Source organism: Cardiobacterium hominis (assembly GCF_900637305.1).
Classification (GTDB): domain Bacteria; phylum Pseudomonadota; class Gammaproteobacteria; order Cardiobacteriales; family Cardiobacteriaceae; genus Cardiobacterium; species Cardiobacterium hominis.
Map to the genome: position 1 here is coordinate 197,312 of NZ_LR134365.1, position 22,291 is coordinate 219,602.

The following is a 22,291-nucleotide window of genomic DNA, read 5'->3' on the forward strand; positions in this document are numbered from 1 at the left end:
CTATATAATGCTCGCCCTTTTATTTCAGAACCGTAGGAAAATCATGAAAAAGCACTTCGTCCTCAGCGCACTTACCCTCGCCCTGCTCAGCGCTTGTGGTGGCAGCAATGGTGGCAATAGCGATGGCGCCGTCCTGCCGCCTGCCGATATAAATGGCAGCCAGACCGCCCGCAGCAGCAATCCGTCTACGCAGCAGACGGGTAACGCCCCCCAGCAGCCCGGTGGCAATACGCAGCAGGCAGGCAATACCCAGCAAAATCCGCAGCAACCCGGCAATAACAACCAAAACAACCAGCCCAACAACAGCGCGCTGACCATCACTCCCCGTAGCGGCGAACTGACTGGCTTTACCTACACCTTGACGACCGGGATTCTGAGCACTCCGGTTTCCCGCAATATCCGTGACCAAAGCAACCTCAGCGTTGGCCAGATCAAACTGCCGACCTTCGCCGCCAGCGAGCACAAAGGTGGCCTGCTCATCTTCAACAACATCAACGGCAAAGAAGACCTGTCCTACAACAGCTTCCAGGTCAGCGACAACAGCTACCGCTACATCCAGTTCGGCAACTTTAACTTTGACCAGAATGATGAACGCATGGTTTTCGTGCGCGGCAACGAAACCACACAAATGCCGGGCGGCGGCAGTGCCACTTACAGCGGCGACAGCATCCTGAACTTCCACAACAAAGACGAACAGTACCTGCGCACCGAGACCGGCACGATGAGCGCCCGCGCCGACTTTGCCAAGGGTACCCTCGACCTTAGCGTCAAAACCCCGTCGCACAGCGGCAGCATCACCGAAGCCCACATCAACGGCAACGGCTTCTTCGGCGCCGACGAGAAAAAAACCGTCATTGGCGGTAATTTTGCCGGGCCGTTGGCTGAAGAAATCTTCGGCTCTTACAGCCACATCGACCAGGACGGCAGCACCGTATGGGGCGGCTTTGGCGGCAAAAAACAATAATTTATGCCTCGGCCTGTCCAAAAAGCCCCTGCCCGCAGGGGCTTTTTTAATGTTTCTCTTGACGGAGCCAGTAGCTACGCCGCTTGGCGGGCCCAGGTTTTATCTCGCTTGGCGGGTCCAGGTTTTGTCCCGCTTGGCGGGCCCAGGTTTTATCCCGCTTGGCGGCCGAAGATGTGCATTAACGGTTTTCCGGCGCGAGTCCCGGCCAGTATTCGCTGTCCGGGGTCTTGCGGGCGCCAAAGATGGCCTGGCCGACGCGCACGGTGGTCGCGCCTTCGGCGATGGCGAGCTCAAAGTCGCCCGACATGCCCATCGACAGTTCGGCGATGGCGGGGTTTGTCTCACGCAGGCGGTCGCGCAGTTCGCGCAGACGGACGAAGCAGCGGCGCACGGCGGCGTGGTCGTCGCTAAAGAGGGCGAGGGTCATGAGGCCGCGCAGGCGCAGGCTGTTGTACTGCGGCAGGGCGCGGATGAAGGCGTCGGCAGCGTCCGGCGTCATCCCGTATTTTTGCGGTTCGTCCGAGGTGTTGACCTGCACGAAGACATCCAGACTGCGCCCCTCCTGTTGCAGGCGGCGGTCGAGGCTTTCGGCGATATCCAGGCTGTCCAGCGCCTGAAATTCGGCGGCAAAACGGGCGACGTATTTGACTTTGTTGCTTTGCAGGTGGCCGATAACGGCCCAGTTAAGGCCATCCAGATCCGCCAGCGCCTGCCATTTGTCGTAGGCTTCCTGCACCTTGTTTTCGCCGAGCAGGCGGATACCAGCGTCGTAGGCGAAATGCAGGCGCTCGGCGGGTACGGTTTTGCTGACGGGCAGGAGGCGCACTTCATCGGGCTCGCGGCCGCAGGCGGCGCAGGCGGCGTTGATGCGCGCCTGAATGGTGGCAAGGTTGGCGGTGATTTCGGCGGCAGTGGTCGCCTGTGGGTAAAGCGGTGCGGTCATGGTCAGGCCTTTTTGACGAATTCGGATTTGAGCATCATACCGCCGAAGCCTTCGATTTTGCAGTCGATGTTGTGGTCGCCGCCCGGCACGAGGCGGATGTTTTTCACTTTTGTGCCCTGTTTGATGGTTTGGCTGCTGCCTTTCGGCTTGAGCGCCTTGATAAGGACGACGCTGTCGCCGTCAGCAAGCGCCACGCCGTTAGCATCGAGTACCGCCGGGGTATCGTCGCCCGCGCCCGTATCGCCGTCGCGCCATTCGTAGGCGCATTCGGGGCAGATGTTCATCTCGCCGTCGTTGTAGCAGTAGTCGCAGGCGCATTTGGGGCAATGCAGTTCGCTCATGGGGTTCTCCGGTTTTTTCTTTGGGCGCGCATTTTAAGGCAATGGCACGCGCCGCGCATACGGCGTTATAATATCGCTGTGGATTTTTGTGAATATTTGGGAGTTTTTATGCAAAGTTTGGGTGAGTTCATCGTCATGCGTCAGGCCGAATACCCGCAGGCGAAAGGTGAATTGAGCGGCATCCTCGCCGCCATCCGCCTCGCCGCAAAGGTGCTGCACCGCGATATTAACCGCGCCGGGCTGGTGAACGACATTCTCGGCGAGGCCGGTTCGGAGAACGTGCAGGGCGAGGCGCAGAAGAAGCTGGACATTTTCGCGCACGAGAAAATCAAGGCGGCTTTTTTGGCGCGCGATAACGTCGCCGGTTTTGCCTCGGAAGAAGAAGAAGATTTCATCGCCTTCCAGAGCGAGAAGAACCGCAACGCCAAATACATCGTCCTCACCGACCCGCTCGACGGCTCATCCAATATCGACGTAAACGTCGCCGTCGGCACGATATTTTCCATCTACCGCCGCGTCACCCCCATCGGCACGCCGGTCACGCTCGAAGACTTCTTGCAGCCGGGCAACCGCCAGGTGGCGGCGGGCTACGTCGTCTATGGCTCCTCGACCATGCTGGTGTACACCACCGGCAACGGCGTCAATGGCTTCACCTACGATCCCTCGCTCGGCATCTTCTGCCTCTCGCACGAAAACATCCGCATCCCGGACGACGGCACCATGTACTCCATCAACGAAGGGCAGTACCTCAAATTCCCGCTCGGCGTGAAAAAATACATCAAATACTGCCAGGAAGCGGACAAAGACACCAAGCGCCCCTACACCTCGCGCTACATCGGCTCGCTCGTCGCCGATTTCCACCGCAACATGCTCAAAGGCGGCATCTATATGTACCCCTCCGGCAGCAGCTACCCCAACGGCAAACTGCGCCTGAACTACGAAGCCAACCCGATGGCGTTTCTTGCCGAACAGGCGGGGGGCAGCGCTACCGACGGCTACCGCCGCATCCTCGACATCCAGCCGACCTCGCTGCACCAGCGCGTGCCGCTTTACGTCGGCTCCAAAAACATGGTCGGCAAAGTGATGGAGATGATTCGCGACAACCCCGATCCGGAGCGCAAACCCGCGCAGTAAGCGCCATCCGCCCATATACATACACCCTGAGCGCTCCGGTGTATGTATAAAACGCAAGGAGGCGAAGCCCGGACGAACCGCTACAGCGACAACAAAACAGTACAATGCCGCGCCCCGCGACGTGCGTTGCTCTGCCTGACAGCGCCGTCGCGAGGCACATCCCCCGCGCGACAAGGAGCAAACCATGTACGACATCGAAGTCCAAAGCGAAAACGACTCCCGCCTCTACCCGGCGGGAGAAACCCAAGGCTATGCCCGCATCCGCCAGCCCGAAACCTGGGTGCACGCCGCACCGGATGCCACGAGCGCGCGCCTGAGCCAATACACCTACGGCGAACCGCTGCGCATTCTGGACGCGCGCGACGGCTGGCTGCACACCCAATCCCTACGCGACCACTACAGCGGCTGGATTGACGCGGCAGCCACCGAGCCGCACAACAGCGAACCGCACTGGACGCACACCACCATCGCCGTTGCCCCCGTCACCGCCGCGCCCGACCTCAAAAGCACCTGGCTGACCGCCCTGCCGCCGGACGCCTGCCTCGAAATCATCGGCGAAGACGGCGACTACCTGCAACTGCACGACGGCGGCTGGCTGCACCGCCGCCACACCAGCCTGCCGCACGAACTCACCGACCCGGTCAGCGCGGCGCGCAGCCAAATCGGGCGCAGCTACGTCTGGGGCGGGCGCGGCATGGCGGGACTTGACTGCTCGGCGCTCGCCCAATGGAGCTACCGCCGCGCCGGATGCAACATCCCGCGCGACAGCGACCTGCAAGAAAAATACCTGCGCGCGCACCACAAAACCATCAAACTGGAAGACCTGGCGCGCAGCGACCTGCTCTACCTGCCCGGCCACGTCATGCTGGCGAACGACCCCTACACCGTCATCCACGCCAGCGGCCACCACATGCACGTCGTCGCCGAAAACCTCGCCGACGCGCTCGCCCGCTACCGCGACACCATGGGCGACAAATACCGCCTGAACATCTACCGCTGGGACGCGAAAAAACCCTTCGTGCACGTCTTTGACTGAACCCTAGGGGCTGTTGATAATTCGACGGCCAAGCCCCTCTCTCGCTACGCGAGCAATGCTTGTCCCTCTGGGACTGGAACAGCTCACGCAGTGAGAGAGGGGTTGGGGTGAGGGCAGCAATCAATTGAAAAACAGGAATTTTGGTTCATCAATGATTGCTCACCCCCTCCCCGGGTTCCCTTGAAAAAGGCGGACGCCTTTTTCAAGGGGAGCCCCGACCCTCCCCCGGGCCCCATGCAAAATGCGGACGCATTTTGCATGGGTACCCGCCCGCTGCGGGCTTCGCCCTGCAGGGGAGGGGGATGTCTCAATTGCCAACACGCCCTGGTGCTGCCCGTGCCCATCCCGATAACCCAACAACAAAAAAGGAAACCCACATGACCCTCGACTACGCCGCCCGCAACCCGCTGCCGCTGGACGTCATCTCCATCCAGTCGCAAGTCGTCTATGGCACCGTCGGCAACAACGCCGCGCTGCCAACCCTCGCCCGCCACGGCATCCGCGCCACCGCCGTGCCGACCGTGCTCTACTCCAACACCCCGCACTACGACACCATCCACGGCGGCGCCATCCCCGCCGACTGGTTTGCCGGCTACCTCAAAGACCTCGAACGCCGCCGCGCACTTGAATCGACCCGCGCCATCATCCTCGGCTACCTCGGCAGCGCCGAACAGGCAGACATCCTCGCCGACTGGCTGGACGGCGAAAAAGCGCGCCGCCCGCAGCTGCACATCAGCATCGACCCGGTACTGGGCGACCACGACAGCGGCCTCTACGTGCGCCCCGAACTCGCCGCCAGCTACCGCGACCGCCTCGTCGCCTGCGCCGACCTCATCACGCCGAACCACTACGAACTCGGCTACCTGAGCCAGCGTCCGACCGACGACTATGACGCGACCGTCGCCGCCGCGCGCAGCCTGCTCGGCGCGCGCCTGAAAACCGTCATCGTCACCAGCAGCCCCGGCGCCAAAGACGGCGAAATCGCCAACCTCATCGTCACCGCCGAACACGTCACACAAAGCAGCCATCCGCGCATCGACAGCGACGTCAAAGGCACGGGCGACGCCTTCCATGCCGCGCTCACCGCCGCCTTGCTCAATGGCGCAGCGCTTGCCGACGCCGTACAAAGCGCGGGCGACTGGGTGGTTGCCGCCCTGCGCTATACCGCCGCAGAAAACAGCGGCGAGCTGCGCTTCCCGCCGCAATAACTCGCCCCAAGAACCATAGAAAACAGAAACGGGAAAACCGCCGATAGCCCCCTCTCCCCTCTCTTGCTGCGCAAACCATACTTGCGCAGCAAGAGAGAAAAGGAGTGCGCGCTAAAACAGCACGTTTTACAGCTTGGCATCCTGAAATACCACAAATAACAACGTTGCAACCACATCCAAAACAAATGACAAACAGCGCTTAAGCGGTGCATACAAAAAACCAATACCCCTCAAAAAACTGCTAAAATACATCCCATAACAATCCCCAACAAAATCCGAATGATAAAGCCCAACTTTTTGCAGATTACAAAAGTTGGAAAACCCCCTTCTAATAACCTAAAAACAAAAAAGAAAAACACACCTCGCTATTGAAAAACCGTCCCTGCTCCAAAGGGATTGCGACACCGCTGACATCACTTCGGTCAAATCAACATAACATTGAAAAACCGTCCCTGCTCCAAAGGGATTGCGACTTGCGCAGGTCGACCACGTCCCGTCGGACATCGGATTGAAAAACCGTCCCTGCTCCAAAGGGATTGCGACTCAGTGAACTTCTTTATAGTAAGCCCAATATTCATTGAAAAACCGTCCCTGCTCCAAAGGGATTGCGACGCTAAAGCTGCAATTGATAGCAGTGCGAAAATTATTGAAAAACCGTCCCTGCTCCAAAGGGATTGCGACGTAACCGGCTGCGCTTTGCAAGACGCGCAGATATTGAAAAACCGTCCCTGCTCCAAAGGGATTGCGACTTCTCAAGAACATCATCAGCATCCGCGATATAAATTGAAAAACCGTCCCTGCTCCAAAGGGATTGCGACAAACACCGGGCGGGGTGTATTCTCGGCAAAATCATTGAAAAACCGTCCCTGCTCCAAAGGGATTGCGACGATTTGTTGGCGTTCTTCGATCAGTTCCATCAATTAAAAAACCGTCCCTGCTCCAAAGGGATTGCGACCCATGGGTTTTCTCCTGTTTTAGAAAAAGAAAAATTGAAAAACCGTCCCTGCTCCAAAGGGATTGCGACTCGCATTCCTCGCGCTGCGCGATGCGTACACCTGATTGAAAAACCGTCCCTGCTCCAAAGGGATTGCGACGACGACTGCGAAAAACGTTATATAAATCTGCATATATTGAAAAACCGTCCCTGCTCCAAAGGGATTGCGACCCCTGTGGGCTTGCCCATTGATTTGAGGTATCGATTGAAAAACCGTCCCTGCTCCAAAGGGATTACGACCTCGCCGTCCCGACATGGGCGGCTTCTTGCTTGGATTTTGGATTAGAAACCCGTCCCTGCTCCAAAGGGTTTTCCATAAAAAATGCCGACATTCGTCGGCATTTTTTTATCGGTGATGCGCGCGTTGGATGCGCGGCGAGGTTTCGCAGGCGGGTTCAGGTCATCTCCCTGCCGCTTCCGCCTGCGCCTCCAGCGCGCTTTCTTTGACGATGCACATCGGTTTGCCGCTGACCGGGCAGGTGTACGGCGCGGCATTGACCGCGAAGACGTCGGCGAGCAGCGCCGGGGTCAGCACTTCCGCCGGGCTGCCTTCGGCAACGAGTTGCCCCGCTTTCAGCACGATGAGGTGGTCGCAGTAGCGCGCCGCCTGGTTCAGGTCGTGCAGGACGGTGATGACGGTCGTCCCTTTTTCTTGTTGGGCGCGCATCATGTCCATCAGCGCGATTTGGTGGTTGAGGTCGAGGTAGGTGGTCGGTTCGTCCAGAAGCAGGTACGGCGTTTCCTGCGCCAAGGTCATGGCGAGGAAGGCGCGCTGTTGTTGGCCGCCGGAGAGTTCGTCCACGCGCTTGTCGGCGAGCGTGTCGGTGTGGGTGGCCGCCATGACGCGCGCGACGATGTCCAGGTCGGCTTTGCCGAGGCGGCCCCAGAGGTTGAGGTAGGGGCTTCTGCCGTAGCCGACGAGGGTGCGCACGTTGATACCTTCCGGCACCATGTGGTGCTGCGGCAGGAGCGAGAGGCGGCGCGCGAAGCGGCGCGGGCTCATGTGGTAGATGGCTTCGCCGTCGAGGGTGATGTCGCCGCTTTGCGGTGGCAGCAGGCGGGCGAGGGTTTTGAGCAGGGTGGATTTGCCGCAGCCGTTCGGGCCGATGAGCGCGGTGATTTTGCCTGCGGGCAGGGTGGCGGTGATGCCGCGCAGGATTTTGGCGTCGCCGTAGCCGTTGTGCAGGTTGTGGATGTGCAGTGCCATTAGAGTTTCCGTCGGAGGAGGTAGAAGAAGTAGGGCGCGCCGATGAGGGCGGTGAAGATGCCTGCCGGCAGTTCGAGCGGCGGGCGGATGCTGCGCACGGCGATGTCGCTCACTTGCAGGATGAGCGCGCCGGTGAGCAGTGCGGCGGGCAGGAGGACGATGTGGCGGCCGCCGACGAGTTTGCGTGCCAGATGCGGCGCGACGAGGCCGAGGAAGGTGATGGGCCCGGCGACGGAGACGGCGACGGCGGCGAGGACGACGGCCAGCGCCAGGAGCAGGTTGCGCTGCGCACGCACGCTGACGCCGAGGGTCGCCGCTTTTTGGTCGCCAAGGGTCAGGAGGTCGAAGGTTTTGCTGGCGAATAATGCGAGCGGCAGCAGCAGGGTAAGAACGGGCACGGCAATCTGGACGAAGACCCAGGAGCGGTTCCAGAGGCTGCCGGTAAGCCAGACCATCGCGGTGTTGAGGTTTTGCGGCCAGGTGAGCAGCAGGTAGTCGGCGATGGCGGCGTAGAGCGCGGAGAGGGCGACGCCAATCAGCGCCATTTGCAGCGGCCCGGTGTTTTTGCGGGTGAGCGCCAGCAGGATGGCGAAGGCGGCCGCGGCGCCCAGACAGGCGGCGAGCGGCAATGCCCACAGCGGCAGGTTACTGATGAAGGTGAGGGTGAGGACGGCGGCGAGGCTCGCGCCGTGGTTGATGCCGAGGATGTCGGGCGAGGCGAGCGGGTTGTGGATGATGCCCTGGATGATGGTGCCGGAGAGGGCGAGCGCCGCGCCGATGTAGATGGCGAGGATGGCGCGCGGCAGGCGGTATTGCCAGATGTCAAAGTCGCGCGCGAGGAAGCCGTGCCAGATTTCGGCGGGCGTCAGGGTTTTGGTGCCGAAGGCGAGCGCGCCGTAGAAGGCGAGGATGACGAGCGCGCCGAGGATGAGGAGTTGGCGTTTGGGGTGGTTCATGTGTCGCTCCGGCGTTTGGCGAGCAGGACGAAGCAGGGCGCGCCGATGATGGCGAGCACCGCACCGGCGGGCAGTTGCGCCGGGTGGGCGAGGTGGATGGCCAGCACGTCGGCGGCGACCAAGAGCAGCGCGCCGAGCAACGCGCTCATCGGCACGGCGAGGCGCAAGTCGTAGCCAATCCAGAATTTGGCCAGATGCGGCACCAGCAGGCCGATAAGGGCGATGGGGCCGGTGATGGCGACACTCGCGCCGACCCAGAGGAGGACGATGACGTTCACCATGCCGCGCAGTTGGCGCACGGAAAGGCCGAGCGACTGCGCCGCGTCGTCGGAAAGGCGGAGCAGGTTCAGCTTCGGCATCAGCCAGAGCAGCGGCAGGATGGGCAACAGCACCCACGGCCAGAACTGGTGCAGTTGCGACCAGGTGAGATTGCTCAGACTGCCCGCCAGCCAGCGCATGACGCTGCCCGCTTGCGCCTCATCCAGCAGCAGCGCGGCGCGGCCATAGCGGCGGAAGAAATCGGCGAGCGGCTCAAGCCACGTCTGCCACGCCAGCTCACGCCGCACCAGTCCGGTACGCACCAGCAGCATTCCTGCCAACACGGCAGCAGCCAGCCCGCCCGCGAGGCGCAGCGTTTCCCGTAACAGTGCCAGTATCCCGCCATTGGCGGCGGGCAGCGCATCCAGCGCGCGATAAGCGGCGATGAGCGCGGCGACGGTGACGGCAAAGAGTGCCAACAGCCGCAGGTTGTCGCCCGGCGGACGCGGCGCGGTACGGGCAACGGCGGGCGGTTCGCGCACCAGCAGCGTGGTGGCGATGCCGATGCCCATTAGCGCCGCCATGATGAGATAGGTCGAGCGCCAGGCGGGGTAGTGATACACCAGCGCGGTGGAGCCGAAAAATCCGGCGAGCAGCAGCGCCCCCGCGCCGGAGAGAATCATGCCGCAGCGGTAGCCCGCGGTGTAACTCGCCGCCGTCGCCGCCTGCATCGCCGCGTCATGGGGGGCAATCTCGATGCGGTAGGCGTCAATGACAATGTCCTGCGTCGCCGAGGAAAAGCCGAGCAACACCGCCGCCAGCGCCATCTGCGGCAAAGCCCCTGGCCGCGCCGGGTCAATCAGCGCCATCAGGCAAATGGCGGCAATGACCCCGCATTGCGCGAGCAGCAGCCAGGCGCGGCGCCGCCCCAATGTGCGTGTCAAAAGCGGCAGCGGCAGGGCGTCGGCCAGCGGCGACCAGACGAACTTGAAGGAATAAGCGAGTGCCGCCCAACTGAAACGGGTGACGGTATCGCGCGCCACGCCCGCTTCGTTCAGCCAGATGGAAAGGCTGGAAAAGATGAGGAGGAACGGCAGCCCGGCGGCGATGCCGAGCAGGAAAAGCGTGATGGCGCGGCGGTCGGTGTAAATGGCGGCGGCGGCGAGCCAGCGGCGAAGGGCGGTGGGCATGGGCAGTACGGGTTGAAAGGAACAAAACGGCGCGCAGTATAGGTGGATTGCGGCGGCGATGCGGCAAAGGCGACAAATATAGCCGTCCACCGAAAACCTCATACGGTGTTGCGCCGCTTGACCGGGCACTCTAAAAAATGGCGAAGCCGTTATTTTAGAGGAACCCGCGCTGTACAACCGCGTACAGTCTTCCGCGGTGCGTCTTGTACGGAACTTTGCGTGTATCGCTATAGCTCCCTATAGCTCCGCTGCGCGCTAACCCAACCTACGCGCAAAATCATCGTGTTATGACCAATTACTATCGTTCGGGCGGTTACGGACTTCGTCCTAACCGCCCCTACGGGCTTTGCCCTGAAGGGGAGAGCAAACACGCGCTAGGGGAATTTTTCAATTGTAAACAGCTCTTAACGCAACCTGCAAAGGTTCACGGCGGAATGGTATAGCCAAACAAAAGCCCGCCATATTGGCGGGCTTTTTGCGGGCGTCGTTATGCGCTCAATAGCGACTGCGCGCCATACCGAGGGCGATGAGCGAGATGCCGTTGGAGAGCAGTTCGATGGCGAGGAACTGGCCAAGGATGACGTTTGCCGATTGCGGGAAATCCGCAAAAATCAGCACGGCGAGGACGAACGAGAGCAAACCGGAAACCAGCAGCGTGCCGCGAAAATAGCCGTAGAGGCGCAGCGCGGCGCTGATGCGGAGGATGCCCGCGACCAGCAGCAGGCTGCCGACGGCGGCGGTGAGCGAGACCACGCCCCGCAGCGGGTCAAAGACAAGATGCACGCCAAGCGCCAGCGCCAGCAGGCCGAGGAGGAACACGGCGAGATGGAAGCCAAGCGGGTGGTTGGCGGCGATGAGCATCAGCGTGCCGACGGCGATAAAGCTCCAACCGGCGAGTACGGTCGCGGTCAGGCTGGCGGCGAAGGGGTTGGCAAGCGCGAGGATGCCGCCGAGAAGCGACAATCCGCCAGCGAGGTAGCAAAGGGTTGTGTTTTTCATGGTTATTTCCTGTGATCGAAGGGACGGGCATTATAGCACGGTGGGGCAGTGCTCCGCACAGCGAAAAACCCCGCCGCAGCGGGGTTTTTGCCTTCACTTACAGCAGCGCCTCCGCCGATTCCGGCAGGATTTGCCCGCCGTCAATGATGATCGTCTGCCCGGTGATGTAGGCGGCTTCGCGGCTGGCAAGAAAACAGGCGGCGTAGCCGATGTCCGCTGGCGTGCCGAGGGTGTGCGTCGGGATGGCGGCGCGCATTTGCGCAAGATAAGTTTCGCCTTGCGCCTGCAAGCCTTCGCTCAGGACGTTGCCCGGCATGACGGCGTTGATGGTGATGCCAAAGCGTGCGTATTCCAGCGCCGCCGAGCGCATGAAGCCCAGTTGCCCCGCCTTGCTCGCGCCGTAATGACTCCAGCCGGGGAAACCGGTCACCGGCCCGGTGATGGACGAGGTGATGACGATGCGTCCGTAACCGCGCGGGCGCATCGCTTCTGCCGCCGCCTGCACCATGAAAAACGTGCCTTTGAGGTTGATGCCGTGCGTTTCGTCCCAGTCGGCTTCGTTCATTTCAGCGAGTGTTTTTTGCGGAAAAATGCCGGTGTTGGAGCAGAGGATGTCCAGCGCGCCAAAGCGGGCGACGGCAGCGGCGATGGCGGCGCGGCAACTGTCCTGCACGCGCACGTCCAGCGGCTGGTAATGCCCGCCCAGTACGGCGGCGGTCGCTTCGCCGTGTTCGCGGTCAATGTCGGCGATGATGACTTCCGCCCCCGCGCGGCGCAGCACGGTGGCGATGCCCTTGCCGATGCCCTTCGCGCCGCCGGTGACGAGTGCGGTTTGACCCTGTAACGAAAAAAGTTCCATGAGCGTTCTCCAGTTGAAAACTGCGGTGAGGATAGCGCAAAAAGCGCCGCCCCGCCCGGCGATTGCGCTACAATCCGCGCCCTTGTTTTCATAGCCAAAATCCCATGAGCGACATCCTTTCCAACGACTACCGCGACCGCCGCACCTTCGCCATCATCTCCCACCCCGACGCGGGCAAAACCACCCTCACCGAAAAACTGCTGCTCTTCGGCGGCGCCATCGCGCTCGCTGGCACGGTCAAAGGGCGCAAGGCGGCGCGCCACGCCACCTCCGACTGGATGAAAATGGAGCAGGAGCGCGGCATCTCCGTCACCAGCTCGGTGATGCAGTTCCCGTACCAGGGGCGCGTCATCAACCTGCTGGACACCCCCGGCCACGAAGACTTCTCCGAAGACACCTACCGCACCCTGACCGCGGTGGACTCCGCGCTGATGGTCATTGACTGCGCCAAGGGCGTGGAAGAGCGCACCATCAAGCTGATGGAAGTCTGCCGCCTGCGCGATACGCCCATCTTCACCTTTATCAACAAGTTAGACCGCGAAGGACGCGAGCCGATGAGCCTGCTCGACGAAGTGGAAGACGTGCTGAAAATCCGCTGCGCCCCCGTCACCTGGCCGATCGGCATGGGGCGCACCCTGCGCGGCGTGTACCATCTCCTTGAAGACAAAGTCTATTTCTACGAGCCGGGCAAAGGCGCGCTGGTCAATAACGGCGAAGAAGTGGAGGGACTCGACAACCCGCGCCTCGACGAACTGCTGCCGGACAGCATCGCCGCCTTCCGTGATGAAATCGAGCTGTTGCGCGAAGCGGGCAACCCCTTCGACCACGACGCCTACCTCAGAGGCGAACTGACGCCGGTGTACTTCGGTTCAGCCATCGGCAACTTCGGCGTGCGCGAAATGCTGAACGGCTTTGCCCGGTACGCGCCGCCGCCGCGCGCCCGCGCCACCACCGCCCGTACCGTCGCGCCCGAAGAAACAAAATTCAGCGGCTTCGTCTTCAAAATCCAGGCGAATATGGACCCGAAACACCGCGACCGCATCGCCTTCATGCGCATCAACTCCGGCACCTTCACCCCGGGCATGAAACTGCGCCAGGTGCGCCTCGCGCGCGACGTGAAAATCCCGGACGCGCTCACCTTCCTCGCCGCCGAGCGCGAACACATCGACACCGCCGTCGCTGGCGATATCATCGGCATCCACAACCACGGCACCATCCGCATCGGCGACACCTTCACCGAAGGCGAAGAACTGCAATTCACCGGCATTCCCGACTTCGCGCCGGAACTCTTCCGCCGCGTCCGCCTGAAAGACCCGCTGAAAATGAAGGCGCTCTTGAAAGGGCTGGAACAACTCTGCGAAGAAGGCGCGACCCAGTTTTTCAAGCCGCTAATTGGCAACGACCTCATCCTCGGCGCGGTCGGCGTGCTGCAATTTGACGTCGTCAAAGAGCGGTTGAAAAGCGAATACAACGTCGATTGCCAATTTGAAGGGGTGAACGTCGCCACCGCGCGCTGGGTAGAAGCGCCGGACGACAAGGCGCTGAAAGCCTTTACCGACAAAAACCAGGCGAACCTCGCGCACGACCACTACGGCCAGCTGGTGTACGTCGCCCCCAGCCGCGTCAATCTGCAACTGACGCAGGAACGCCACCCCGACATCCGCTTTGCCGCCACCCGCGACCATTTGGCATAAAGCGCACCACGATAAAAAACGCCGCAGGATGACCCTGGCGGCGTTTTCATATGAGGCACAAAAAAACCGCCTGCAAAGCAGGCGGTCGAGAGCCGGGAGACAGAGGCGAATCAGCGAACCTGACTGCCGATGACACCGCCGAGGGCGGCACCGCCGAGAATCGCGCCGGTATCGCCGCCAATCATACTGCCCGCTGCGCCGCCAACAGCAGCGCCGATAGCGGTGTTGCGTTGCGCCGGGGTCAGGCTGTTGCATGCGCCGAGCGATGCGCCCAGCGCGAGTAGCAGGATGGCTTTGCCAATTACAGATTTCATGAGTTTCTCCTGTGAGTCAGCACTTGTGTGCGGGCGCAGTATGGCATAGCGGCCACGAAAATCGCCTGAACAAAGCCTTACTTTCCGGCAAGTCGTCGCCGTAGCTGGATTATTGCTTGTCCACCGCGTCCAGTTGCTGTTGGGTTTGTTGCACGCCCGCGTCGATTTGTTTCTTCGCCTTGTTGACGGTTTCGTCTTGGTATTTGAGCAGCGGATTGTCTTCGCGCGCGGAGGATTGCTGCGCAGGCGCCGTTTTCGGTTTGTCGTCGCAGGCGGTAAGCGCGGCAGCGAAGGCAAGTAGTAGCAGGGTTGTTTTTTGCATGGGAAACTCCTATGGGTGGTTAAAAGCGGGGCATGACTATAGCGCTATCGCGGCGCTGGCACCAGTCATCGCCGCCGATTATGGCGGCTGCAGCGGCAAGCCATCTTTCATTTAACCGCCGCTGTTCGCGGCTTCTTCCCCGCGCGGGTATGAATCAGCACCGCAAAATAGAGTACACCGGCCACGCCGATAATCGCCGGACTGACCGGCAAGTTGGCGTTAAAGGCGAGGGTGAAGCCGAGGATGGTTGCCATCGCGGCGAGCAGTGCGGCGATGGCGGCGCTTTGTTCCGGCGTTTTGGCGAGGCGGTTGGCGGTGTTCGCCGGGATGATGAGCAGCGCGATGACCAGCAGCAGACCGAAGTACTGCACGGTCGTGCCAATAAAGAGGCCGATGAGGAGGAGAAAAACGAGGTCGTAGCGGCGGCTCGCCGGGTATTCGGTTTTGGCAATCGCCGGGCTGACGGTCATGAGGATAAGCGGTTGCCAGAGGACGCGCAGGGCAAGGAGCGAGACGGCGGCGGCGATGGCAATGGCGACGAGGTCGTGCGCTTCGGTGGCGAGAATGTCGCCAAAGAGGTAGGCAAGCAGGTCGGTGCGCACGTTTTCCATTTGCGACATAACGAGGTAGCCCAAGGCGAGCGCGATATGCGACAGGCTGCCGAGGATGTTGCTTGGGTTTTCCCGCCCGCTGCGCTCAATGAGGTAGAGGAGCAACACCAGGAGCAGGGTGATGCTCCAGATACCGATGGCGGGCGGCAGGCCGAGCCAGAGCGCGAGGGCGATGCCGAGGAGGGAGGCGTGCGACAGCGCTTCGCCGAAGTAGACGAGGCGGCGCCAGCCGATGAGCGCGCCGATGGGCGCGGCGGCGGTGGCGGTGGTCAGCGCGCAGAGGCAGGGGATGAGGATATATTGGTAGAAGAACATGGGCTTATGGTTGCGGGTTGGGTGCTCTCCCCTGCTGCTGGGGAGAGGTCGTATTCTTATAGATGACTGTGGTCATGATGATGGGTGTAAATACCGATGGCGTCCAGATGCCGCCCTTCGCCCAGCATGTGGCGGAAGGCGGGGTTGCTGGCGACTGCTTCCGGGCTGCCGTGGCAACAGATGTGGCGGTTCAGGCAGAGAATGTGGTCGCTTGCGGCCATCACCAGATGCAGGTCGTGGCTGACCATCAGGACGGCGGCACGTTCGCTGCGCTGCCAGTCGCGGATGGTCTGGTAGTAGTCGCCGAGCGCCACCGGATCGATGCCCGCCGCCGGTTCGTCCAGCACGATGAGGTCGGGGCAGCGCAGCATGGCGCGCGCCAGGAGCAGACGCTGCGTTTCGCCACCGGACAGGGTTTGCAGCGGCGTGTCGAGCAGGTGGGCGATGTTGAGCCGCGTCAGCCACAGGCTTTTTGCCGCCTGCGGGATGTCGCGCACAAAGCGGCGCGCGGTGATGGGCAGGTCGGCGGGCGGGTGGAATTTCTGCGGTACGAAGCTGGTTTTCAGCCCCTTGATGCGGCTAATCGTGCCGCGCGAGGGGCGGTTGTGGCCGAGGATGAGCGAGAGCAATGTGCTTTTGCCGGCGCCGTTCGGGCCGACGATGGTGAGGATTTGGTCGCGACTGATGCTGAAATTGATGTCGTGTAGAATGTCGCGCCCGTTGGCGCTGAAGGCAATGTCGCTGAGGGTGATGAGAGCGCTCATGTGTGTCAGGATAAAAATGAAGTTATATGTTATCGGGTTTGGACGGGCGAACCAATGCTAATGCGGGTTAGCGTCGCGGTGCCGCGTCCGCTTGCGGGCAGTTTTGATTATTTGTGCCATGAGCCGATCGCGGTTGGCGCGCGGGTGCGGGTGCCGTTTGGCCGCGGACAGGTGATTGGCGTCGTCGTCGCCGTCGCGCCGGATGCGCTGGACGACGGCTCGCTGAAAACCGTCGCCCGCGTGTTGGACGACGCGCCGCTGCTGGACGCGCCGCTGCTCCAGTTGCTGCACTTTGCCGCGCGCTACTACCAGCACCCGCTGGGCGAAGTGGTGCAGGCGGCGCTGCCGAAACTGCTGCGCGAAGGGCGGGCGGCAACGCGCGACCTGCCGCGCTACTGGCGCATCACCGCCGCCGGACGCGCAGCGCTTGCCGGACGCCTCGGCGGCAAACAGGCGGCCGTTCTCAGCGCGCTCCATGAAAACGAAATCGACGAAGCCGCGCTGCGCGCCGCGCACCATTGCGGCGCGGGCTGGTTGCGCGACCTCGAAAAACGCGGCTGGCTGGAAGCACGCGCCCATTGGCACGGACTTGACGCCCCCGCCGCCGCCGCGCCGACGCTGAACGCCGAACAGACCGCCGCCCTCGCCGCCCTGCCCGACCGCGGCTTCACCGCCACCCTGCTCGATGGCGTTACCGGCTCCGGCAAAACCGAAATCTACATTCGCTGGATTGAGCGCTTAACCGCAGACGGCGGCCAGGTACTGCTGCTCGTACCGGAAATCGGCCTTGTCCGCACCCTCGCCGCCCGTCTCGCCGCGCGCCTGGGCGACCGCATCGCCGTGCATCACTCGGCGCTGGCCGACGGCGCCCGCCTCGAACAATGGCTGGCGGTACGCGCTGGCGACGCGCAAGTGCTGGTCGGCACGCGCTCCGCCGTCTTCGCGCCCTGCCCTGCCCTGCGCGGCATCATCATCGACGAAGAACACGACGCCGCCTACAAACAACAAGACGGCTTCCGCTACCACGCGCGCGACCTCGCCTTAAAACGCGCGCAACAGGCAGGCATCCCCATCCTTCTCGGCTCGGCAACGCCCTCGCTGGAAAGCTACCACCAAGTGTGGCGCGGCCACTGGCAGCATCTGCGCCTGACCGCACGCGCCGCCACGACAACGCCCCCCGCCATCCATCTGGAAAACATGGACGGCGCAGCGGCCAGCGGCGGCATGAGCCACGAACTCATCCGCGCCATGCGCCGCACCCTCGCCGACGGCGGCCAAACCCTGCTCTTTCTCAACCGCCGCGGCTACGCGCCGCTCCTGCGCTGCGACGCCTGCGACTGGCACGCCGCCTGCGACGCCTGCGACGCCATGCTCACCGTGCACACCGCCAGCCACCGGCTGCAATGCCACCACTGCGGGCGGGAACAACCCTTGCCGACGCGCTGCCCCGCCTGCCACAGCGACAGCCTGCACATGCTCGGCCTCGGCACGCAGCGCCTCGAACAAAGCGTCGCCCGCCAATTCCCGCAGGCGCGCCTCCTGCGCATCGACAGCGACAGCTACACCACCAGCCGCCAATTCGAAGCGGCGCTGGCACAAGTACAGGCGGGCGAAGTGGACATCATCCTCGGCACCCAATGGCTCTCCAAAGGGCACCACTTCCCGCGCCTGCACCTTGCCGTCGTCGTCGATGCCGACCAGGCGCTGTACAGCCTGGACTACCGCGGCGAAGAACGGCTGGCGCAACTGCTGGTGCAAGTCGGCGGCCGCGCCGGACGCGAAAGCCAGGGACAAATCTGGATACAAACGCGCCAGCCGCAGCATCCCGTCTTCACCGTCCTGAACAGCCCCTACGAAGACACCGCCCGCCGCCTCTACGAACAGCGCGCGCGGGCGCAACTGCCGCCGCACCGCGCACAGGTGGCACTGCTCGCCCGCCATACCGACGCCGAACGCGCCCTGCAAACCCTCGCCTTCACCCGCGACGGCGCACAACAGGCAGGCATCGGCCAAAACTGGCAATGGCTCGGCCCCGCGCCAGCCCTCATGCCGCGCAAAGACGGACAGCACCGCGCGCACCTGCTGGTGCAAGCCGACAGCCGCGCCGCCTTGCAAAAAGAACTGCCGCAACTGACCGCCTGGCTACAGGCACAGGGCAAGGCCTTTCGCGTGCGCGTCGCGGTGGACGTCGATCCGCTCTGGCTGGAATAAGGCGGCAAAAGCGCAGCAGAAGCGCTGAAAAAATTTACCATTTACAAGAACAAGCCGCTCCGCTACCATGCGCCGCCAATTTTCCGAAACAACACACAGGAGCGTGAAAATGGCCAAAGAATTCAAGGCGAAAAACCAGTACACCCCGAAAAAAGACGAAGAATACATGAGCGAGGCGCAACTCGCGCACTTCACCCGTCTGCTCGAAGACTGGAAAAACGAAATCCTCACCGACAGCGACCGCACCAAAGAACACCTGCGCGACGAACGCGCGCCGACGGCCGACCTCAACGACCGCGCCACGCAAGAAGAAGAATTCTCGCTGGAACTGCGCACCCGCGACCGCGAACGCAAACTGCTGCACAAAATTGACAGCGCGCTGGACCGCATCGCCCGCAAAGACTTCGGCTGGTGCGAAAAATGCGGCGAAGAAATCGGCATCCGCCGCCTGGAAGCGCGCCCTACCGCAGAACTCTGCATTGACTGCAAAGAAATCGCCGAACGGCAAGAACGTAACTTCCACGACGCCCGCTAAACGGCTGCCCGAAAACTCACGCGAAATCCACTATAATCGCGTCCACCCTGCGGGTGTAGCTCAATGGCAGAGCAGAAGCTTCCCAAGCTTACGACGAGGGTTCGATTCCCTTCACCCGCTCCAAATTATAAAAAAAGCGCCTTTTGGCGCTTTTTTGTTGCCGCTCCCTCCATCGCTTTGTCGCGTAGCGAACCGCTCAGCGCCCGCTTCTTCCTATTTCTGCACCCGTCGCACACCGGCGACGTCTTTCACTTGCGCGATGCGGTCAATGACGCGCGAGAGTTGTTCCATGTCGGTGATTTCCAGGCCGAAGCTGCCGTAGATGCGGTTGCGGTCGTCCTGTTGCATTTTGACGTTCAGGATCGGGATTTTTTCGTTGGCCAGTATTTGGCTGATGTCGCGCAGGAGATGCGGGCGGTCGAAGGCGTCAATGGCGATATCCACGGCGAATTGTCCGCCTGCGTTTTGGTTCCAGTGCACGTCCATGATGCGCTCCGGGTGCGCTTTGGCGAGGTGTTGCAGGTTGGGGCAGTCGGCGCGGTGGATGTTTACTCCCCGCCCCTGGCTGATAAAGCCGGTGATGGCAACCGGCGGCACCGGCTGGCAGCAGGTGGCGAAGTTCACCAAGAGGTTGTCCACGCCGGCGACGTCGATGTTTTGCCGGCTTTGTTTGCGCGGTGCCTTGACCGGGATGCGCGCGAGACGTTCGTCCAGCGTCGGCTGTTCGGCGTTTTTTTGTTGGCGCAGGGTGAGTTCGTGGATGACGCTCAGGACGCTGATGTCGCCAAAGCCGATGCCGGCGTAGAGGTCGGTCGTGCTGTGGGTGTTGTAGTGTTGGGCGAGTTCGTTCAGCAGTTTGTTGTCAAGCGGGACGCCAAGGCGGCGGCTTTCGCGCTCCAGCATTTCTTGTCCGGCCTGGACGCTTTTTTCTTTTTCGAGTTTTTTGAAGTAGCTGCGGACTTTGGCTTTGGCGCGCGCGCTTTGCAGGTAGCCGAGGTGGTCGTTCAGCCAGTCGCGGCTGGGGTTGGCTTCTTTTTGGGTGAGGATTTCAACGCTGTCGCCGTTTTTCAGCGCGGTGGTGAGCGGCACGATTTGTCCGTTCACTTTGGCGCCGCGGCAGCAGTGACCGAGCTGGGTGTGGATGTGGTAGGCAAAGTCCAGCGGCGTCGCGCCTTCGGGCAGGTCAACCACGCGCCCCTGCGGCGAGACGGCGTAAACGCGGTCGCGGAAGGCTTCGTTTTTGAATTGGTCGAAGACGACGTCGCCGCGGTTGTGGTCGCCGCTTTCGATCATGCGCCGCAGCCACTCGATTTGTTGTTCGAATTGTTTGCTGTGGCGCACGCCTTTTTCTTTGTAGAGCCAGTGCGCGGCGACGCCAAGCTCGGCGTGTTCGTGCATTTTGCTGGTGCGGATTTGTACTTCGATGACGCGGTTTTCCGGGCCGATGAGCGAGGTGTGCAGTGATTGGTAGCCGTTGGCTTTGGGGTGGGCGATGTAGTCGTCGAATTCTTCGGCGATGGGTTGCCACAGTTCGTTCACGACTGACAGGGTGTGGTAGCAGTCGGCCTCGTTTTCGACTTCAACGCGCACGGCGCGAATGTCGTTTAACTGCTCAAAGCGCAGGCCTTTGCGCTTCATTTTCAGGTAGATGCTGTTGATGTGTTTGACGCGGCCGTAGAGGCGTTTGACGGTGACACCGGCGTCGGCAAGTTTGTAGCGCAAGAGGTCGATGATGCGCGCGATGTAGCGCTCGCGGTCAACGCGCTTGCCTTCGAGTTCGCCGGAGATTTCCTGGTAGATGTCCGGCTCGAGGACGCGCAGGGCGCGGTCTTCGAGTTCCCATTTGAGTTGGGCGATGCCGAGGCGGTTGGCAAGCGGTGCCAGCAGGTCGCGGGTTTGCAGGGCAAGGCGCTGCTGTTCGGCGGCGGTGTAGCGGCTGAGGTCGCGCATGAGGACGACTTGCAGCGCGAGTTTCAAGATGACGGCGCGCATGTCGCTCGCCATCGCCAGGAGCATTTTGCGCAGGCGTTCGAGGTCGCTTTGTTCTTGTTCGTGCAGGTGGTCGATGAGGGAGAGGTCGTCCAGCGCTTGCAGGAGCGGGGTCGCGTTTTTGCAGGGGGTTTCTGCGAGCGCTTCGGCGTCGAGGTGTTTTTTCCGCCACGGCGCGACGAGGAGCCCCGCGGCGAGCAGGCTGGCGTCGCCGCGCAGGTCGAGCAGGAGTTTGATGAGCATCTGGCTGCGTTCGTCCGGCGGGGTCGGGGTTTGGGCGGCCAATTCCCAGGCGGCGGCGATGAGTTCACGCGCGGCGGTGTCGGTGTAGTGTTCTTGGGCGCTGATGAGCCAGGCGGGGTGGGTGGTGTTCATGGGTTTTGGTGGTTGGCAGATTGTTTACATTCGGGGCACAATTAGTGTATGTAAATTATAACGTGTTCAACGCACTTGAGTTCCTGGTAGCGGCAGGGTGAGTGTCTGTACACCTTGCTGCGTTGGCAGCAGGTCAATGTATAGGAATGCGCCGTCGCTGCGTATTCCCTCCGGCAAATGCGCCGGGTCGCGCAATACGGCAAAAGCCGCAAGGTAGCGGTTTGCGTTTAGCAGGCGCGCTTGGTAATCGCGCATTGAGGTGAGTCTGCACAAGCCGTTCAGCGGGGAGCAGAAGTCAAATACGGGATGCGGGGATGGCACAGCGGCCTCGCCGCGCGCGACCGCTGCCAGCAGTTCCGGCGCAGCGTAGCGAGTAAAGGCGCGAATGAAGTAGCGGGGTATATGCCGCATTGCAAATGAATAGGTTGCTGTTATCCAATCGCCATACACCTCTATTTCGCCCGACATGAAAAAGCGCCATTCGCCATACATCTGCGCCGCTAGCGCCAGTTGCGTGTTTGCCAGCGGCTGTAATTCGCCGCACGCTGGAGGTAGTGGTGTATTCGCGGGCAGCTCTGCTCGCATCGCCGCCAGCAGGCGCACGTTCTGCTCAAGCAGCGCCACGCCCAGCATGGAATCCAGCAGCAGGTTGTCGCTCAACAGCAAACGCCGCCCGATAACCGCCGTATCACACGCCGATTGCAGCGCCGCTTCTTGTTTGCCGCTGACAAAGCGGAAGGCATTAATTTCGCGCAGAGCAAAGAGGCGCGTAAATTTCGGTAAATTTTCAATGCTTGCCGCGCGGCGGAAATGGGTAAAGCGCAGCAACAGCGGCAAATCCGGCTGCAACGCGGCACGTTCTGCCGCAGGTAATGTCTGCCACAATGACAAGTTTTTCCACGCAACAGCGAGCGGCTCCGCTTCATCTCGCTCCATGCGTGGAATTTCCGACGGCAATGATGCTGTAGCCTCCAGCGTCGCCGTCAACGTGGCAAAACCGCTTGCGCCGCTGACCGGCGTGCGGGCGTTTTGCAACAGGGCAAGGTCGACAGGGGCTGGCGTGGAGAGTATG

General features: G+C 61.9%; 20 protein-coding genes, 1 tRNA gene and 1 CRISPR repeat array. Of the genes, 8 read left to right on the forward strand and 13 right to left on the reverse strand.

Going from position 1 to position 22,291, the window contains the following annotated elements; translation table 11 throughout:
* Positions 1-43: 43 nt before the first annotated feature.
* Positions 44-964 carry a transferrin-binding protein-like solute binding protein gene (locus tag EL199_RS00880; protein WP_040355172.1) on the forward strand — a complete coding sequence of 307 codons (921 nt, stop codon included), beginning with the start codon at positions 44-46 and terminating at the stop codon, positions 962-964.
* A 178-nt stretch (positions 965-1,142) separates the two neighbouring features.
* Here EL199_RS00880 and EL199_RS00885 read toward each other — a convergent pair whose 3' ends face one another.
* A complete protein-coding gene (locus EL199_RS00885) occupies positions 1,143-1,907 on the reverse strand; it encodes a YggS family pyridoxal phosphate-dependent enzyme (RefSeq protein ID WP_004141249.1) in 765 nt (254 codons plus the stop codon).
* Positions 1,908-1,909: 2 nt separating this feature from the next.
* The gene (locus tag EL199_RS00890) at positions 1,910-2,248 is read right to left on the reverse strand and encodes a zinc ribbon domain-containing protein YjdM (RefSeq protein WP_004141248.1); all 339 of its coding nucleotides are present in this window, start codon (positions 2,246-2,248) and stop codon (positions 1,910-1,912) included.
* A 108-nt stretch (positions 2,249-2,356) separates the two neighbouring features.
* On the opposite strand from EL199_RS00890, the gene fbp reads away from it, so the two are divergent.
* The 3 genes from fbp (at position 2,357) to pdxK (ending at position 5,626) form a co-directional block, all read left to right on the forward strand.
* The gene (gene fbp, locus EL199_RS00895) at positions 2,357-3,382 is read left to right on the forward strand and encodes a class 1 fructose-bisphosphatase (protein ID WP_040355170.1); all 1,026 of its coding nucleotides are present in this window, start codon (positions 2,357-2,359) and stop codon (positions 3,380-3,382) included.
* A 184-nt stretch (positions 3,383-3,566) separates the two neighbouring features.
* Entirely contained in the window at positions 3,567-4,418 is an 852-nt protein-coding gene (locus EL199_RS00900) for a C40 family peptidase (protein ID WP_004141246.1), read from the forward strand.
* A 377-nt stretch (positions 4,419-4,795) separates the two neighbouring features.
* Positions 4,796-5,626: a pyridoxine/pyridoxal/pyridoxamine kinase gene (gene pdxK / locus EL199_RS00905; RefSeq protein WP_004141245.1), complete on the forward strand. Its 831-nt coding sequence runs from the start codon at positions 4,796-4,798 to the stop codon at positions 5,624-5,626.
* A gap of 367 nt (positions 5,627-5,993) precedes the next feature.
* Positions 5,994-6,937: a CRISPR direct-repeat array (repeat unit 36 nt; unit sequence ATTGAAAAACCGTCCCTGCTCCAAAGGGATTGCGAC).
* An 83-nt stretch (positions 6,938-7,020) separates the two neighbouring features.
* On the opposite strand, the gene fecE is transcribed toward pdxK, so the two are convergent.
* From fecE to fabG, 5 genes are all read right to left on the reverse strand, one after another.
* Positions 7,021-7,827: a Fe(3+) dicitrate ABC transporter ATP-binding protein FecE gene (gene fecE / locus EL199_RS00910; protein WP_004141241.1), complete on the reverse strand. Its 807-nt coding sequence runs from the start codon at positions 7,825-7,827 to the stop codon at positions 7,021-7,023.
* Positions 7,827-8,783: an iron chelate uptake ABC transporter family permease subunit gene (locus EL199_RS00915; protein WP_004141239.1), complete on the reverse strand. Its 957-nt coding sequence runs from the start codon at positions 8,781-8,783 to the stop codon at positions 7,827-7,829. The genes fecE and EL199_RS00915 overlap by 1 nt, the downstream gene beginning before the upstream one ends.
* Complete coding sequence (locus tag EL199_RS00920) at positions 8,780-10,231, reverse strand: iron chelate uptake ABC transporter family permease subunit (protein ID WP_004141237.1); 1,452 nt, start codon at positions 10,229-10,231, stop codon at positions 8,780-8,782. Before EL199_RS00920 ends, EL199_RS00915 begins: the two co-directional genes overlap by 4 nt.
* A 495-nt stretch (positions 10,232-10,726) precedes the next feature.
* Positions 10,727-11,230 (reverse strand): HdeD family acid-resistance protein, encoded by a 504-nt coding sequence (locus EL199_RS00925; protein ID WP_004141236.1) that lies wholly within the window; start codon positions 11,228-11,230, stop codon positions 10,727-10,729.
* 97 nt (positions 11,231-11,327) lie between these two features.
* Positions 11,328-12,089 carry a 3-oxoacyl-ACP reductase FabG gene (gene fabG, locus EL199_RS00930; protein WP_004141233.1) on the reverse strand — a complete coding sequence of 254 codons (762 nt, stop codon included), beginning with the start codon at positions 12,087-12,089 and terminating at the stop codon, positions 11,328-11,330.
* Between the two features lie 104 nt (positions 12,090-12,193).
* Between fabG and EL199_RS00935 the strand changes: the two genes are divergently transcribed.
* On the forward strand, positions 12,194-13,783 hold the full coding sequence (locus tag EL199_RS00935; RefSeq protein WP_004141225.1) for a peptide chain release factor 3: 1,590 nt from the start codon (positions 12,194-12,196) through the stop codon (positions 13,781-13,783).
* Between the two features lie 110 nt (positions 13,784-13,893).
* Here EL199_RS00935 and EL199_RS00940 read toward each other — a convergent pair whose 3' ends face one another.
* The 4 genes from EL199_RS00940 to EL199_RS00955 form a co-directional block, all read right to left on the reverse strand.
* Complete coding sequence (locus tag EL199_RS00940; protein WP_004141223.1) at positions 13,894-14,097, reverse strand: glycine zipper 2TM domain-containing protein; 204 nt, start codon at positions 14,095-14,097, stop codon at positions 13,894-13,896.
* A gap of 109 nt (positions 14,098-14,206) precedes the next feature.
* A complete protein-coding gene (locus EL199_RS00945) occupies positions 14,207-14,419 on the reverse strand; it encodes a hypothetical protein (protein ID WP_004141221.1) in 213 nt (70 codons plus the stop codon).
* Positions 14,420-14,526: 107 nt separating this feature from the next.
* Positions 14,527-15,345, reverse strand: coding sequence for a metal ABC transporter permease (locus EL199_RS00950; RefSeq protein WP_004141219.1), 819 nt, complete (start codon positions 15,343-15,345; stop codon positions 14,527-14,529).
* 56 nt (positions 15,346-15,401) lie between these two features.
* The gene (locus tag EL199_RS00955) at positions 15,402-16,109 is read right to left on the reverse strand and encodes an ATP-binding cassette domain-containing protein (protein WP_004141217.1); all 708 of its coding nucleotides are present in this window, start codon (positions 16,107-16,109) and stop codon (positions 15,402-15,404) included.
* Between the two features lie 60 nt (positions 16,110-16,169).
* Between EL199_RS00955 and EL199_RS00960 the strand changes: the two genes are divergently transcribed.
* The 3 genes from EL199_RS00960 to EL199_RS00970 all read left to right on the forward strand — a co-directional run bounded on the left by EL199_RS00960 (position 16,170) and on the right by EL199_RS00970 (position 18,978).
* Complete coding sequence (locus EL199_RS00960) at positions 16,170-18,320, forward strand: primosomal protein N' (protein WP_170166208.1); 2,151 nt, start codon at positions 16,170-16,172, stop codon at positions 18,318-18,320.
* A gap of 109 nt (positions 18,321-18,429) precedes the next feature.
* Positions 18,430-18,855, forward strand: a complete 426-nt coding sequence (gene dksA / locus EL199_RS00965) for an RNA polymerase-binding protein DksA (RefSeq protein ID WP_004141211.1) — start codon at positions 18,430-18,432, stop codon at positions 18,853-18,855.
* A gap of 49 nt (positions 18,856-18,904) precedes the next feature.
* A tRNA-Gly gene (locus tag EL199_RS00970) sits at positions 18,905-18,978 on the forward strand.
* Between the two features lie 90 nt (positions 18,979-19,068).
* Here the strand turns inward: EL199_RS00970 and EL199_RS00975 are convergent.
* Positions 19,069-21,219, reverse strand: a complete 2,151-nt coding sequence (locus tag EL199_RS00975) for a RelA/SpoT family protein (protein ID WP_004141209.1) — start codon at positions 21,217-21,219, stop codon at positions 19,069-19,071.
* Positions 21,220-21,285: 66 nt separating this feature from the next.
* Entirely contained in the window at positions 21,286-22,206 is a 921-nt protein-coding gene (locus tag EL199_RS00980) for a hypothetical protein (RefSeq protein ID WP_126315947.1), read from the reverse strand.
* Between the last annotated feature and the right edge of the window lie 85 nt (positions 22,207-22,291).

Coding starts and splice junctions, on each gene's coding strand:
- fbp (WP_040355170.1), top strand. CDS start 2,357: ATGCAAAGTTTGGGTGAGTTCATCGTCATGCGTCAGGCCGAATACCCG.
- EL199_RS00885 (WP_004141249.1), bottom strand. CDS start 1,907: ATGACCGCACCGCTTTACCCACAGGCGACCACTGCCGCCGAAATCACC.
- EL199_RS00920 (WP_004141237.1), bottom strand. CDS start 10,231: ATGCCCACCGCCCTTCGCCGCTGGCTCGCCGCCGCCGCCATTTACACC.
- EL199_RS00880 (WP_040355172.1), top strand. CDS start 44: ATGAAAAAGCACTTCGTCCTCAGCGCACTTACCCTCGCCCTGCTCAGC.
- EL199_RS00935 (WP_004141225.1), top strand. CDS start 12,194: ATGAGCGACATCCTTTCCAACGACTACCGCGACCGCCGCACCTTCGCC.
- EL199_RS00960 (WP_170166208.1), top strand. CDS start 16,170: ATGCGGGTTAGCGTCGCGGTGCCGCGTCCGCTTGCGGGCAGTTTTGAT.
- EL199_RS00915 (WP_004141239.1), bottom strand. CDS start 8,783: ATGAACCACCCCAAACGCCAACTCCTCATCCTCGGCGCGCTCGTCATC.
- EL199_RS00900 (WP_004141246.1), top strand. CDS start 3,567: ATGTACGACATCGAAGTCCAAAGCGAAAACGACTCCCGCCTCTACCCG.
- EL199_RS00955 (WP_004141217.1), bottom strand. CDS start 16,109: ATGAGCGCTCTCATCACCCTCAGCGACATTGCCTTCAGCGCCAACGGG.
- fecE (WP_004141241.1), bottom strand. CDS start 7,827: ATGGCACTGCACATCCACAACCTGCACAACGGCTACGGCGACGCCAAA.
- dksA (WP_004141211.1), top strand. CDS start 18,430: ATGGCCAAAGAATTCAAGGCGAAAAACCAGTACACCCCGAAAAAAGAC.
- fabG (WP_004141233.1), bottom strand. CDS start 12,089: ATGGAACTTTTTTCGTTACAGGGTCAAACCGCACTCGTCACCGGCGGC.
- EL199_RS00925 (WP_004141236.1), bottom strand. CDS start 11,230: ATGAAAAACACAACCCTTTGCTACCTCGCTGGCGGATTGTCGCTTCTC.
- EL199_RS00975 (WP_004141209.1), bottom strand. CDS start 21,219: ATGAACACCACCCACCCCGCCTGGCTCATCAGCGCCCAAGAACACTAC.
- EL199_RS00945 (WP_004141221.1), bottom strand. CDS start 14,419: ATGCAAAAAACAACCCTGCTACTACTTGCCTTCGCTGCCGCGCTTACC.
- EL199_RS00940 (WP_004141223.1), bottom strand. CDS start 14,097: ATGAAATCTGTAATTGGCAAAGCCATCCTGCTACTCGCGCTGGGCGCA.
- EL199_RS00890 (WP_004141248.1), bottom strand. CDS start 2,248: ATGAGCGAACTGCATTGCCCCAAATGCGCCTGCGACTACTGCTACAAC.
- EL199_RS00950 (WP_004141219.1), bottom strand. CDS start 15,345: ATGTTCTTCTACCAATATATCCTCATCCCCTGCCTCTGCGCGCTGACC.
- pdxK (WP_004141245.1), top strand. CDS start 4,796: ATGACCCTCGACTACGCCGCCCGCAACCCGCTGCCGCTGGACGTCATC.